The sequence below is a fragment of the Bacteroidota bacterium genome (assembly GCA_041658205.1).
Taxonomy (GTDB): domain Bacteria; phylum Bacteroidota; class Ignavibacteria; order UBA10030; family UBA8401; genus UBA8401.
Genome location: JBBAAO010000002.1, coordinates 338864 through 353515, shown reverse-complemented (window position 1 = coordinate 353515; position 14652 = coordinate 338864). Strand labels below are relative to the sequence as shown.

The following is a 14652-nucleotide window of genomic DNA, read 5'->3' as shown; positions in this document are numbered from 1 at the left end:
ATAATGGATACAACGAAAGAAAATATTTTAAGAAGTAAGACGTTTTCTTTTGCCGTTGAAATCATCAGGCTCTATAAAATATTGAGCGGTGAAAGAAAGGAATTTGTCCTTAGTAAACAATTATTGCGATCCGGAACATCGGTGGGAGCAAATGTAAGAGAAGCAAATAGTGCTGAATCAAAAGCAGATTTTATCCATAAGTTATCTATCGCTCACAAAGAATGCGATGAAACGATCTACTGGCTAGAATTGTTAAAGGAAACTGCATATTTAAAAGAAACTGAATTTTTTTCAATTCATTCCGAAGCGGAAGAAATCATTAAAATTATTAAACGGTCTCTGATAACTGCTAAGAGCCGAGCGTAATATTATACATTATGAGTTGTGCATTATGCATTCACCGTCTGCAAGAACCTATATAAAATCCCTCCATCTTACGCCTCATCCCGAAGGAGGACACTACAAGGAGATCTATCGTTCAGAGGGAATTGTCTCTCAGCCCAATCTACCCATACGGTATAACGGAGGCCGAGCATACTCCACATCAATTTATTATCTACTAGAATCAAAAGATTTCTCCTCGCTCCATAGAATACATTCTGATGAGCAGTGGTTTCACATTGACGGTTCGGCGTTGACAATTCATTCCATCGCACCGGACGGAACATACACACAGCATCATATCGGAAAGAATTTGGAAAAAGGAGAATTACCGTACGCCGTTGTGCCGCATGGATGTTGGTTCGGCGGAACGGTAAACGATACAAATTCGTACGCCCTCGTCGGTTGCATAGTAGCTCCAGGATTCCATTTTGATGATTTTACATTAGCGAAACGAGATATCTTGAATTCTACATACCCGCAACATAAAGAACTTATCAATCGATTAACACGAAAATAAGAACCGCTATATTACACTCTGTGAATATCGGAAAAACATTTTTGGCGTAGCTGACATTCGCTTGCCTAAACCACGCAAAGTCTCTATCTTTCCTTAACATAACTGTAAAAGTTTCTTTTATTTTTGTTTATCATCCTATTGAAAATTGGATAACCACACTCTCCATAGAGACTTCCTGCAAAAAGGAACTGACGGCTATGTCATCATCAGTAGGTTCTATTCCCGATATGCCGATGTTCTTTCACGCGCGAATTTTACTGACATTAATGATGTCGTACACGAGGTATTTTTATCCCTTTCGAAAAGTGATGTACGTGATGTTCGCGATCTGGAACATTACATTATGCGCGCAATTAAACTTCAATGCTGGTCGTTACTGGACAAAGCGATCAAAGTGAAAGCCATTGGGTCGAAGACAGAACCAATTGACAGGGATGAAGATCAACAAAAAATTCACTACAACCGCACAACCAATCAAGCGGAACAATTAACCGCTCTTGAGGGGAATGAATTACTCATTCAATTGAGTCTCTTCAAACTCCGTTTAACGATGCAGGAATTACGGTTGTTAAATTTTCTGATTGATGAAGCAGACAGATCTGAGATTGCGAAAACAACAGGTATGAACCTGAATACGCTGGATACGAATATCAGAAGATTACGGATAAAGTTAGCAGAATATTTGAAAAGCCTTGGATATACCCATTCCGGACTGGAAAGATTTGTTTAAGTTACAAAATAACGGAAAGTTTTTTACCGTTTAACGAACTATGTATACAGTATATGATTTTAGTTATTACGGGGATTGATAATGACAACCAATGAAACTACGTTTCTGAACGGTTATTCTCAATTTCTCGATGACTCGGGGGAGCATTTTACTTACGCAGCACTTTCTACGTACCGCAATTTCGCCGGGGAATTGAGTGAAAAAGAGAGACGTTTTTTTTCCTTCCACCTTGCCGCATGTCAGCAGTGTTCGGCACGATTGCTGGAGATTGAGGATATAGAGGGACCTGTCGTTGAGCATCTTCAGAAGTCCATTCTGAAAATTTCGCCCGGGGTTTTCCGATATGCAATGGCCGCAATATTGATTATTGCTTTAGGAATTACCGCTATTTTGATCAATCAAAACGTTCAGCAAGACACAATTGCTGTTGAAGATCTACACTCAGGGCAGCTAGTGGTGGCAACATCGGATCCGGAAAAATTCATCCCCAACCAAGTTCTTGAGAACTTTATCGAAAGAACAGTCCGATCCACATCAACTGTAACGCTGCTTGCTCCTGATATCGGTGACACACTGACCATACCGTTCACGTTTAGATGGAAAGTGAATAACGAAAAAAATAATTTCGTCTTGCTCATTGTAGACAATAACAATCTGGAAGTGTGGAAACAAGAAACGGTCTCTTCTGAAGTTACGCTTGCACAACAGCTTACACCTGGTCTTTATTACCTGAAGTTAGAACTGAATCAAAAACTTATGCAGGTAGGAAAATTTTTCGTGATTCGTTGATGCACGTTATTTGCCTGTCAATATGAATGGACTCCATTCAACAGGATGAGCATACTTCCCCTTTTTGATCATTGCCAGTTTTGCATTTCTTAACGCGGTTGAGTACGGCTGATTGTTGAGAATATTCCGATAGAACTGCACCATTAATTCGGCAGTAGATTTATCAGCAACCTGCCAAAGAGAAACTAAAAGATTTTTAGCGCCGGCATACATAAATCCGCGCGTTAATCCCAACAATCCTTCTCCCTTCACAATTGTTCCGAGGCCGGTTTCGCAGGCACTCAGTGTAACCAGATCCGCATTAAGCTGCAAATTGTAAATTTCACCGGAATACAAAACCCCATCATCCATTGTTCCCTTTTCGGGCACAGCAAAGATCACTCCGGAGAGTTTCGGATTTTCTTCGTTAATCATGCCGTGTGTTGCAATATGAATAAATCGGCTCTTTTTCATATCGTCTGATTTAAAACTAGACTCCGTAGCGCTATTATGAAGATACATCTTTCCTGATTTTTGATGTTCCTCGAACAGCTTGAAAATACTTGTTACTTCATGTTCGGATTCTTTCAATTCAACAAATCGTTCACCGTCAACTGATCTGGAACGAGTAATTCGTTCCGCAGAAATGGTATATATTGCTTCGGAGTGTGACGGTTTGTCCGCAAAGACAGGTGCTATTCCGATAAATTCATATGTTGTTTTTTTCTCCTCCACCGTTAATCCCTTGGTTGAAATATCGTCCACATATTCAAGAAGAGATCTGGCAGAAATTTGATAACTGATATCAAATTGGCGAATCAAATACGGCAGCGCGGAAAAATCGACTTTTGCTGAACTATTTATCCGCGTGGTAAGCAATGCTTCAAAGGGAAGATGATTTAAAATACCATCCGGTACAACGTATAATTTTTGAATTCCTTTCAATTTGGATTGCACCGGGGTGATCAATTGACGGTATAAACTATTGGCAAGAACAGCATATTCGTTTGATTCAACATTTTGGATTGATTGTCTGAATTGTTGAACAAGAGACGTTAATATAGAAAGCCGTTGTGATTTAACGATGCACCCTTTTTTTGTTACAGCAAAAATGGTTACGGTTGTGTCACCAACGACATATTCCAACAGTGCGGACTTCGTATCTGGCAGCCGTCTCTGAATATCTGTTAATGACACAACTTCCGATTGATGTTTCAACGAATAATATTTTGGATATTCACGTTCAAAACGTTTTACCAGCTGCTCATTGCCACGTTTCAGATCGAAAATCTTATTTTCCCATTGTACAATTTTCACTTTATTTGCTTTACCCTTTTTCTCTTTCTCTTTCTGCAGCAATGTTTCATAATATGTCAATTCTGTTCTGAATGCAGATTCTTGCTCCAACAATGAATCTGGAATACCGCCAAATTGTTTAGCATTCGATTCAGAGACAGCATCCAACAAGATGCCTGCTTTGCTCCGTTCTGCGAATGAAAATGCTTTGGATATGTACGATTCGTCCTTCGTTTGATCAAAAAGAAATAGCGCCGACGCAATCGCCTGTTCGTACACATTAAATGACATCTGGCTCAATTGAATTTTTGCCCCCTCCGTTCCAAATCCCCGACGAATTTTATCGGTAAGATCAATAGCTTGCTCATATGCAATCAACGCCGCTCGCACGTCATTGAAATTCTGCTGTGTTCGTCCTTCCGCAAAAAGTACATCAGCTTTACCAATAATTGATAATACAAGATCGGGATCCGAAGAACTTTTTACAATAGAAGAAATTGAATCAGGCATTCCTTCAATGAGTGCAGAAATAGCCTTTTGATAGTTCTGTAACGCTGAATCAAACGTTTCCCTCTCGAAATATAGTTTTCCAAGAGCATTATACGACTGCGCAACCTTTACATTTTTTTCACCGAGTATCTCCAGACGAACGCTCAAAGATCGCTCGATCCACTCTTTTGCTTTTTCAAAATCCTTCAAATTCCCATATGCTTCACCGATATTATGATAGCTTTGTGAAACAATTGGGTGTTTTTCTCCTAGTTTCTCTTTCCAGATCGACAACGCCTCTTGATACGAATCGAGTGCCCTTTGATACTCTTTCATATCTGAATATGTCCGACCGATATTATTCACGACACCTCCAACATTCGGATGTTTCGCTCCAAGTTTTTTTACGAATATCGTTTTGGATTGTAGCCCGAATTGCAATGCCTTGCCGTATTCTTTCTTGCCGCGGTACGCCATCGCGATATTATTATAGCGATTACCAAATGATGCGTGATCACTCTGGAGTGTTTCGTTCATGATAGAAAGCGACTTGAAATAATATTCCAGTGAAAGATCGTAATCTGCCATTCGAAAATAGATCGCCGCAATGTTGTTGTATAAATTTGCAATATCGGGATGTTTTTCGCCGAGTAGAGATTTGCGAATTGTGAGTGACTGCGTATAAAAATCGAGCGCTTTTTGATAGTCTCCTCGTATTTCATAAACACCTGCAATGCTGTTATACGTACCGCTTATTTTTAACAGTTGTTCACCTTCAGGCAACGTAAAAAGTTCCAATGCCCTTCGATTGTACGATAATGCGCTATCGTTCTCACCAAGACTGAAATAGGTCCCCGCAAAGAGAGTATATATATCCCATTCAAGATCTTTGCTCTTAACAGAATTATTCCGTTGAATGGAGAATGCACTTTCTGCATCAATAAGAGCAGTATCATATTTGGCCTGCTCTCTGAAAATTGAACCACGCATGACGAATCGCTGCGCAGCAATAAGCGGAGCATCGTGTAATATTTGTTGTTCCATTTCCGCACCAAGTTGGAGTGCATCAATTGCTTTGTCGAAATTACTTTTATACTTAAGGCACTCTGCTTTGTTTATGAGACATCGCACTTGTTCTGTACGCTTACCCGCTTTTGCAAACATTGCTCCGGAGCTATCCAACAATATCAAAGCGCTGTCATATTTGGCAGTTTTTTGAAGGTGTAATGCTTGATGAAAAAGGGCCTGGGCAGCAAGTGTATCGAATGTGAATTTTTGACTCAGTGACTTAGCAGGAAGAAACAACAAAAGAAGTATGATACCTCTAAGTAAAAATTTCATTATTGCACTCTCCAAAATGTAATTCTACCGGAATCCGATGAACCTTTGGAAAGTAAGCAATTTTCCAATCCATTGGCAATAATAGTCACTTTGTCCGTTGTCCGATAGTGATTTGGCATACAATAGAAAAATCAGACAAAATTCACTGAAAGTTTTTCGTTGTTTACCAAACTATGTAGATACAGGTTAGAATTACACTTTTTTATTAATTCAGAGGTGTGTATGTATTTTCGTCTCGTCTCCTCAATAATACTTATAGCATCATTTATTCCTGCACAATCTAGTATTGATTCAAAAGAGATCGAAAGGCGGGTTTCTGTCCGAAATGGCAGTTCAGAAGCAATTTTTAACGAAACAAATAAGCCGCCGCAAACATTAACGGTAAATGCAACACAAATACAACCCAAGTTGTTGCGGCAAACAGCTGATGTTCTGCTTCCGTGGTTCAATCACCCGGAACTAAGCACCAACAATGAACAGATTAACCAACTATACGTTAAACTTACCGCTGCAGCGAAACAGCAATCCGTTGCAACGACATTTGTTGTAACAAACCCCGGTGATGATTATGACTCCAACTTAAGTGACAATATTTTCTCACCCCAGACATTACGCTCAGCAATTGAAAATGCAAATAAGACTCCTGCACTCGATGCAATTTCTTTTTCGGGGGTAACATCAATACAACCTGTTACAGAACTGCCAGTGGCAACAACACCGATCATTCTCGATGGATCTATTGCCGGCGGGAAAGTCGTGCTAGACGGCGCGCTCATGACAAACAAAAATGGATTATGGATCATCGGCGGAACGACGGTAAAGAATATGAAATTCACCAATTGGGGAAGTACTGCTCTTGCACTGGCGATGAATACCGGATCGGGAAATAATATTGTACAGTCGTGCGAATTCTATCACAATAAAGGGGTCGGAATCAATATCAACACCAACAATAATCTGATCGGTGGAATGCAGCCAGAAGAAAAAAATATTGTCTATGACAATGTTTACAATGCGTCCAATTTTAGAACCGGGTATGGCATAGCAATTCTCAACGGTAATGATAATATCGTTGCAAATAATTATATCGGAACAACAGATGGAGTGACCGCTTCATTGAATGACAATGGTCTCTATGTTGAAGGTCTTCGCAACAAGGTTTATCAAAATCTCATTTCTGGAAATAATTACGGTCTTGATCTAGAGGGCGATTATAAAACCACGGGAACAAACGGTAATCTCGTCGAAAATAATCTTATCGGTACGAATGCTGCCGGCACCGGTAAATTGCCAAATGGTGTCGGGATCTATTTTACCGATACCAACGGCGATACAATACGGTCCAATATTGTTTCGGGCAATAATGGAGGAATTTACGGTGGAAGCGGCTCGTCGAAACGAATGCATATTTACAATAACGCAGTCGGATTCAATATTTCCCGCTCGGACACTCTACCCAATAAAACCGACGGTATTTCCGTGCGTGGTGATTTTCATTTGATTGAAAAAAATTTCGTTTCCGGCAACCGCGGAAATGGGATTTATATGGTTGATGGTGACAGTTCTATCATCAGAAATAATAAGGTGGGAACAGATACTTCTGGTAAATTTCCTTTAGGAAATAGATCTAGTGGGATAGTTCTCGAATTAGCTCGTGGTTGCACCGTCGGCGGGAATAGTTTTTCGGACGCGAATATTATTGCTGCAAACGGTGAAGCCGGAGTGAAAATACATTATTCCAGCGGAAATATTGTTACCAGTAACAACCGCGTGATGCATAATTATATCGGGACAAATGCTGCAAATGACAGCGGTCTCGGTAATTTTTACGGCGTCACTGTTCTGCGAAATGCACCTCGAAATATCATCGAGTCGAATGTGATCTCCCGAAATAAACGGCACGGTATATATATTTACAGATTTTTGCAGACCGGTGATTCCACATTCATTCGAAAGAATTTTATTGGAACAGACGCGACGGCAACACTGTCAATGGGAAACGATAGTGCCGGTGTAATGATCGAAGAAGGATTTGGAAATATCATCGGTGGTAACAACGCTTCCGATGGTAATACGATTATGTACAACGGAATTGATGGTGTCTTTATTAAAAAAGGGACCGGCAACACAATTCTTTCCAATATTATCAAGAAGAATAAACAGCTTTCGATCGATCTGGGAGACGAAGGTTCGACCGTAAACGATAATAGTGACAGCGATGCGGGAGCGAACAATCTTCAAAATTATCCTGTCATAACATTCATCAAAGTGAGTGGCGCAAACACCACGGTGACGGGAATGTTGAAAAGCACACCTCTGAAATCTTTCAAGATCCAGTTCTATTCTCACGAAAAACCTGACAGCACAGGTTTTGGTGAAGGAGATGAATATCATCAAACCGAAACGGTCAATACCGATTCTTCCGGTACAGCTAAATTCATAATAACAATTAGCGGAATGCATCAACGCGTAGTTGCAACGGCAACGGATCCGGACGGGAACACCTCAGAATTTTCAAAATCGCCCATCATTGTCAATTCGAACGGAGATGCTTCGGATATTAATGCCGTGGACGGTTTTGCCGATACAGGAGGCCCATCGGTAAACGGAGCACCGGAAGTAACATTACGTGCAGCCATTCAGACTGCTCAGCATTTAAAAGGAGAAGATTACATTTCGTTCGACATTCCGGGAAATCTTTCAACAAATTTTATTTCTCCCGCTTCAGCACTGCCGACACTCGATTTTTCAGGAGTGACTATTGATGGAACGACGCAAAGCGGATTTTCAACCGGCAGCAATAAAATCTCGATCAACGGAACTCAGGCAGGTAATGTTGACGGTTTAGAAACAAGCGGCTCCCTTTCTGTTATCAAAGCGTTGGATATTTCCAATTTTCAACAAAATGGAATTTCTGTCTCGGGGAACGATCTGAGAGTTGAAAATTGCAGACTCAGTTCGAATATGCTGAACGGGATCTATGCCGGTGAGAATCTTCATCTTATCGGAAAAATTTTTGCATTAAACTCCGGTGGCGGAAATAACGGTTCATGCTCGCCCGGTAGCACCCGAGCCGGAATTTGGGTGAATAAAAATTTGTTCGCGGACTCTGTAGAAGCGACCAATAATTGCGGTTCGGGAATTCATTCGGAACAAGGGAATGTCTCTGTGCATGGATCGCTGAATGTTTCCAATAATTCCGAGGATGGCATTAATTCGGATAATAATATTGAAGTGGTTGGTCCCTCCATTGTTGCCCAATCGAATAAATTCCACGGACTAAGGGCACATAAAGGAAATATCCTGTTGAAATCAACCGGCGCATTATCACAAGGATTTTCTATCCAATTGAACAACAATGGCGGATCGGGAGCATATGCATATCAAGAACTTGGTTTGGGCCGTAAAGGAATAGTTGAAGTTTATGGAAAATTGCAGGTGAATAATAATGGTCCATCAAAAGTAGAAGTTAATTTCAACGGAGATGCGGGAATATACGCGGCAAATTTCATCCGTGTGGATGAAGTGGAAGTGAAAAATAATCGAGGATATGGGTTGTTCTCTCCAAGAGGAAGAATAGAAATTTATGGAAATGCGGTGATCAACAACAATGAACGTCTCGGTGTTCTCTCCCAATTCGGTTTGATCATGAACGGCAGGGAGAATTCGATTTCCGGCAATAAAGAGGAAGCGGTGTATATACCGAACGGCAATATGACGGTGAATGGAAAAATTTCTCTTTTGAATAACAATAAAAAAAATTGTTCGGAGAATCCCAATGAATGGCTCCCATTGGATACAGACCGATTTACATCTCTTGGTGGACCGGGAGGCATTGGGGCTCAATCATTGAATTTGCAGGATGCTGATATTTCCGGTAATTGCGGTGCAGGAATAAGTACCTGGATCTATGTTCATGTTTCCGGAAGAATAAATGTGTTGAACAACTCCGGAAATGGAATTCAAACGCGGAATGCGAGAATTGCCGGAGGAAGAATCTGTGAAAACAAGGGATATGGTATCCGTTTATGGGGAGCAACTCGGGAAGTAACAGCAGGATTTTTGGAACTCGGTTCTGTGCAAGTATGCAGTAACGGACTGGGAGGGATCAAAGGGGTCAGGGAAAAAACTGAAATGGCTGTTCGTTCAATTGAAGAGAATAATGCTTTCTCCCCTGCCTCGTTTTCAAAAATTTCCGGCAGCTCCATTACCGATAATGCAGGTAACGGGATTGAATTCGATTCGTACTCACAATTGGATATTTCAAAATCGAATATTTCGGGAAATGGTACTTTAGCGATTAAAAATCTTGATACCTCGAATGTCATCAATGCAAAAAGTGTTTGGTGGGGTAACTCTGCCGGTGCAGGGAATTCTATCACCGGAGGAGTAAATGCATCGAATTGGAAAACTTCTCCCGTTTCACTCACGGTTTCACATTCAGACGATTCTACATTCAATACCGCTGGAAGTGTCGATTCTGTTTCTGTTATTGTGCAGAATTGGATGAAACCAAATGATTCTATTCTGGTGAACATTACCGAAACACAAGGTTGGCTTCAATCTCAGGGAACGATTACTGTGGTAACAAAAGATTCTGTACCGGGATTAACCAATGTTCTTATCAAAATCCCTGCGAACGCCGCGCCCGGCGACAGCACGGTCATTCATATTACGGCGCAATCGTTATTGGATACGACTGCGAAAGATGCGGATTCATTCGTTGTCCTGTCATATCAGCCTGCTCTTGTCCGTGTTTTTGTTCTTCCAGATTCTGTAAAATTGCTGAAAGGAGATTCTGTTCAATTCACGTTGAATGGATACGATCAAGCAAACAAACCGTTTAAAGTTAACACTTTATGGAAAGCAACGGGCGGAACAATTGACAGTCTTGGAGTTTACACCGCAGGCAGCATGCTCGGAATCTTTTCCGTTACAGGGACAGATTCCATCAGCGGGTTAATCGCTTCTTCGAAAGTCGTCATCGTCAATTCACTTACTCCGGTTGAAAAAGAATCGGTATTTCCCATGCAATATTCATTGCATCAAAATTATCCGAATCCGTTCAATCCGTCAACAACAATTCGATTCAATCTGCCGTCATCAAACAGAGTAGTGCTTCGTGTGTACGATATCCTTGGAAGGGAAGTGAGAACATTGCTTAACGAAGAACGAAAAGCAGGACTGCACACAGTACAATTTGATGGATCAAAACTTTCAACCGGAGTATATATTTATTCTTTAAGAGCGGGAGATTTTTTTGCATCAAAGAAACTAATGTTTATGAAATAGTATCAGTGCATTATATCAGTATCACTCGCCAGGATAAAGTAAAATAAAGAAACTGGTAGTAAAACAAGTTTGAATGCACAGAATTGATTTTTGTCAAATATTTATCATGTCAACAGTATTGGCATTTACACTGTTATCCAGGAGGTTTTATGCAAAGGTTGTTTTGTTTCTGTTCTGTTATGCTGTTATTTATTTATTCACAAAAAGCATTATCCCAACATTCTGATTTTGACATGGCCAGTCGATTTTTGCTCGGCGAAAATCAGTCATCGGTGAGTCATTCGCCAGACCGACAGTCAGGTAGGGTGCTTACTTATACGGCCAAAAAATTACTCGTAATTAATCTTAGCCCCTTCAGGACTGAGTACGAATTTGACGCACCGCCGGAAACGAGAATTGATTGTGCGAGGTTTAAAAATAACGATATCTCAATAATTTTAATACATCTATCTAACGGAACAGTTATGGGTATATCTCACGATCCAAAACTCGGTTGGAAAGATGCTAAAACGCTTGCAGCAACAGGTTTTTCCAGTGTTCAAAAAATCATCGGTGATGCAGTATACATTTTAAATCAAGGAAAAGTGTATGCCAGTTGGGATACAGCAAAAACTTGGAAGATTGATACAATAAATATCGGTACGCAATATGTTCAAGATGTAACGGTCGATACAAATAATTACGGTTGGGTGATAACACAAAGCCGAAATTTATATTCCCAACATCCCGATTCTAATATTTGGCGTAAGGACACATCCTTTAAAACTACTGGTTTTCCCCAGGCGATCTTTGTCGACAGAAGAGGAAGAATGTTTATCTCCACCACTGCCGCTGCCAGCAGAGTATGGATGTCTACCGACGGTGGTTTACATTGGAACAACACATCAACGGGAATTACTGAAACAATCGCATCGTTTGGAGATGATCTATTGGGAAATGTTTATGCCGTTGGCACGGGATCACAAGCTTATAGACTTTCAAATCTTACTCCCCCTTGGATATCTATCGGAGATTCCATTGCAGCACTGGCATATTTACCTTCGAATTCTAAGATAATCAATTCTATCAGCGGCGATTCAATTCTCTATGCTGCTACGAAATATGGAATGTTTCAAAGTACGGACTCCGGCGCAACCTGGAAACATTCACTAAATGCTTTACAAGTGCCTGCACATAATTTCTACACTGGCGTGGTAAAGGGAGGGAATTATTATTTTATTTCAACCAATCTAGGCATTTATCGGGTTGCCTCAGGTGATTCTACGTGGAAAAAAGTATTTCCCAAACAAGGATTTATTTGGGGAGTCAATGTATTAACTTCAGATTCTGCAGGAAATGTTTATTCGAATCTTCCTTTCAAAACCGGTCCATCCACATCGATATTTTATACTGTCAAGTCGACCGATCATGGCGATACATGGATTCCGGATACCGCCGGATTTGCTGCATTGGGAATAAAGTCCGGTACGCAATCATTTGATTTTTTTGTGGACAAACAAGGTGTTCAATATCTTGGTGGTAACGCCAGAGTATATTCAAAGAAAAACGGAAAGCCTTGGAAGATTGATACAGTAGGCTTGGGTTTGAAAACGGATGAATACATCGCCGATGTCAGTCTTAATAATAAAAAAGGGGTTACGTATATAGGAAGAAGGGCCGGTTCATTTCCTACATATACATTCGTTATGTATCAACGAGCTGACGGTGATTCTGTGTGGCACGTCATTAATACCAGCACCCTTTCTACCGCCGAAGCGAGATTGTTTAGTGATCCGAATGGGAATGTCATTGTTCGTACATTATCAGGGTCCTATAAAATCTGGAAGTATGACGGCGTCAATTGGAAAGAAATTCCCCTTCCCACCGGTCTCGGCACCTCTCCTTTTGCACAAAAATTGACCGTAGACCAATCCGGTGTTTTGTGGGGATCGTTCTTTGGCAGTGGTATCAATCAGGGGATATTTTTTTCGAGCAATAACGGTACAAACTGGAATTATACCGGCTTAAAAAAAATGGGAATTAATTTTCTCAGTGCTGTTGGTGATGCAGTCTATGTCGTAACTTTTATTGACGGTATTTTTGGATTTACGACATTGTCAAAACCGACATCTTTTTCTTTTCAAGAGCCAACACGTGCTACCCTGTATGAATTATATCAAAACTATCCAAACCCGTTCAATCCATCCACAACAATACGGTACTCCATTCCTGCCTCTGGATTCACAACATTGAAAGTCTACGACGTATTGGGACGTGAAGTAGCGGTTCTATTCAATGAAGAGCAGCAGGAAGGATTTCATTCTGCACAGTTTGACGGGTCGAAACTTTCAACTGGTGTGTACATTTATACACTCAAAGCGGGGAGTTATAGCACTTCGAAGAAACTACTTCTAATAAAATAGTAATGTCCGGTCGGTTAGTTTGCCCGCTAGTTTTTTGGCGGGCAATTCCTTCTTCCCTTTACCGGGGATTGTTGCTACTTTGTTTTTCACCGCAATCGAACAAGTGCGTCAGGATTTGGAAATGCTTCCTGATTGTCGCCAATCGAAGTTAAAAATTTCTGCAATTCATGAGTTGGTGCGGTAAGAATAATTTCATTCTCGCGTTGCACATGCGCGACTTCAAGTTTTTTGGCAGAACTCATTTTGGAGAGCCAATCGGCTTCGAGCGTTGCAATTCGAAGCGTATCACCGTTCAATATCATTTTGGTAAATACATGGACCGACACATAATGATGTTCCTGAGCACTATGCATCGGATACGAATCTAAATACCAGGAGGAACCTATTTTTCCTGACCAGACGACAAACACTGAAGAGTCTTTCTCAGTGCGAGATCGGATAACAAGTTTGTATCGTTTCCCTTCCGCTTGTTCAAATGTGTATAGATCATCATGTTCTACCCATGTTCCGAGCAGGGATGGAAGAAACACAGCTTCTTTTTCCTTAAACAAGGGATGAAGTGAACGTGCTGGGCAACCAAAGAACAACACTGAAAGTACGAACAGCAGAATTGCACCACATGATTTCATGATAGCCTCCATGAAGCAACAAATGGTTGTGAATCTTTTCTAGATCAGTTCTAATAACGGCACAACAACATAACTCAACGCAAATGCTCCAACGATCTCAACCGCCAACGGAATTCCGACGCCGTTCGGGTAGAGATCGGCATCCGAATTCTTCACAATAAAGTAAGCAGCAATTGCGATGGTTAATGCAAATTGCAACATGATAGGAAACGGAATGTAACTGGCTAGCAATGAAGCTCCTCCACACAACGCACATGTCAATAACCGTGCCTCTAACTTTTGAATCTTCAAAGCGGCGTAATAGAGGATTCCCTTAAACACCATGCTGATAAACGGGAGAAATAATTCGAGGCTCATAATTTTTTAAAATATTCAGTTTCAACGGTCATGGCAATTCCACCACGAACAGCATACGCAGCAGTTACTGTACATTGGCGCGGTTTGAGAACAGCAACAAGATCGTCAAGGATCACGTTGACGACATGTTCATAAAAGGTCTCTTCATTCCGAAAAGTCTGAAGATATAATTTTAATGATTTTGATTCTAAAATAAACTTATCCGGAACGTATTTTATCCGCAGTGTTGCAAAATCAGGTTGGCGGTTAACCGGACCGAGCGTTGTAAATTCGTCCGTTTCAAGAGAAATCGTATAATTGCGATCAGCATGGTGGTTAGGAAATACTTCCAGTTTCTTCTGAGGCAGGGAATTGTTTCCTAGTAACGAGAGCTTTTTGGTATCTGTTTTTGACGTGAGTTTTTTCATACGCTTTATCATACAATGAATATGTGACAGTATCTATTTT

Annotated in this window: 10 protein-coding genes; 6 read left to right on the top strand and 4 right to left on the bottom strand. The window is 40.8% G+C overall.

Annotated features, from left to right (window positions below):
• Window positions 1-3: 3 nt before the first annotated feature.
• The 4 genes from WDA22_13380 (at window position 4) to WDA22_13365 (ending at window position 2420) form a co-directional block, all read left to right on the top strand.
• Window positions 4-366: a four helix bundle protein gene (locus tag WDA22_13380; protein ID MFA5834463.1), complete on the top strand. Its 363-nt coding sequence runs from the start codon at window positions 4-6 to the stop codon at window positions 364-366.
• Window positions 367-391: 25 nt separating this feature from the next.
• Entirely contained in the window at window positions 392-901 is a 510-nt protein-coding gene (locus tag WDA22_13375) for a cupin domain-containing protein (GenBank protein MFA5834462.1), read from the top strand.
• 145 nt (window positions 902-1046) lie between these two features.
• Window positions 1047-1631 (top strand): hypothetical protein, encoded by a 585-nt coding sequence (locus WDA22_13370; GenBank protein MFA5834461.1) that lies wholly within the window; start codon window positions 1047-1049, stop codon window positions 1629-1631.
• Window positions 1632-1712: 81 nt separating this feature from the next.
• A complete protein-coding gene (locus WDA22_13365; protein MFA5834460.1) occupies window positions 1713-2420 on the top strand; it encodes a hypothetical protein in 708 nt (235 codons plus the stop codon).
• Between the two features lie 6 nt (window positions 2421-2426).
• Here WDA22_13365 and WDA22_13360 read toward each other — a convergent pair whose 3' ends face one another.
• Window positions 2427-5525, bottom strand: a complete 3099-nt coding sequence (locus tag WDA22_13360) for a CHAT domain-containing tetratricopeptide repeat protein (GenBank protein MFA5834459.1) — start codon at window positions 5523-5525, stop codon at window positions 2427-2429.
• 222 nt (window positions 5526-5747) lie between these two features.
• Here WDA22_13360 and WDA22_13355 point away from each other — a divergent pair, with 222 nt between their 5' ends.
• Window positions 5748-10817: a right-handed parallel beta-helix repeat-containing protein gene (locus WDA22_13355; protein MFA5834458.1), complete on the top strand. Its 5070-nt coding sequence runs from the start codon at window positions 5748-5750 to the stop codon at window positions 10815-10817.
• Between the two features lie 464 nt (window positions 10818-11281).
• Complete coding sequence (locus tag WDA22_13350; GenBank protein ID MFA5834457.1) at window positions 11282-13219, top strand: T9SS type A sorting domain-containing protein; 1938 nt, start codon at window positions 11282-11284, stop codon at window positions 13217-13219.
• Between the two features lie 86 nt (window positions 13220-13305).
• On the opposite strand, the gene WDA22_13345 is transcribed toward WDA22_13350, so the two are convergent.
• From WDA22_13345 to queF, 3 genes are read right to left on the bottom strand one after another with little or no spacing between them, the layout of a single operon-like run.
• Window positions 13306-13848, bottom strand: a complete 543-nt coding sequence (locus WDA22_13345; protein MFA5834456.1) for a hypothetical protein — start codon at window positions 13846-13848, stop codon at window positions 13306-13308.
• A gap of 39 nt (window positions 13849-13887) precedes the next feature.
• Entirely contained in the window at window positions 13888-14205 is a 318-nt protein-coding gene (locus WDA22_13340) for a hypothetical protein (protein ID MFA5834455.1), read from the bottom strand.
• On the bottom strand, window positions 14202-14612 hold the full coding sequence (queF, locus tag WDA22_13335) for a preQ(1) synthase (protein MFA5834454.1): 411 nt from the start codon (window positions 14610-14612) through the stop codon (window positions 14202-14204). Before queF ends, WDA22_13340 begins: the two co-directional genes overlap by 4 nt.
• Between the last annotated feature and the right edge of the window lie 40 nt (window positions 14613-14652).

Coding starts and splice junctions, on each gene's coding strand:
- WDA22_13350 (MFA5834457.1), top strand. CDS start 11,282: ATGGGTATATCTCACGATCCAAAACTCGGTTGGAAAGATGCTAAAACG.
- WDA22_13355 (MFA5834458.1), top strand. CDS start 5,748: ATGTATTTTCGTCTCGTCTCCTCAATAATACTTATAGCATCATTTATT.
- WDA22_13375 (MFA5834462.1), top strand. CDS start 392: ATGCATTCACCGTCTGCAAGAACCTATATAAAATCCCTCCATCTTACG.
- WDA22_13345 (MFA5834456.1), bottom strand. CDS start 13,848: ATGAAATCATGTGGTGCAATTCTGCTGTTCGTACTTTCAGTGTTGTTC.
- WDA22_13365 (MFA5834460.1), top strand. CDS start 1,713: ATGACAACCAATGAAACTACGTTTCTGAACGGTTATTCTCAATTTCTC.
- queF (MFA5834454.1), bottom strand. CDS start 14,612: ATGAAAAAACTCACGTCAAAAACAGATACCAAAAAGCTCTCGTTACTA.
- WDA22_13380 (MFA5834463.1), top strand. CDS start 4: ATGGATACAACGAAAGAAAATATTTTAAGAAGTAAGACGTTTTCTTTT.
- WDA22_13360 (MFA5834459.1), bottom strand. CDS start 5,525: ATGAAATTTTTACTTAGAGGTATCATACTTCTTTTGTTGTTTCTTCCT.
- WDA22_13340 (MFA5834455.1), bottom strand. CDS start 14,205: ATGAGCCTCGAATTATTTCTCCCGTTTATCAGCATGGTGTTTAAGGGA.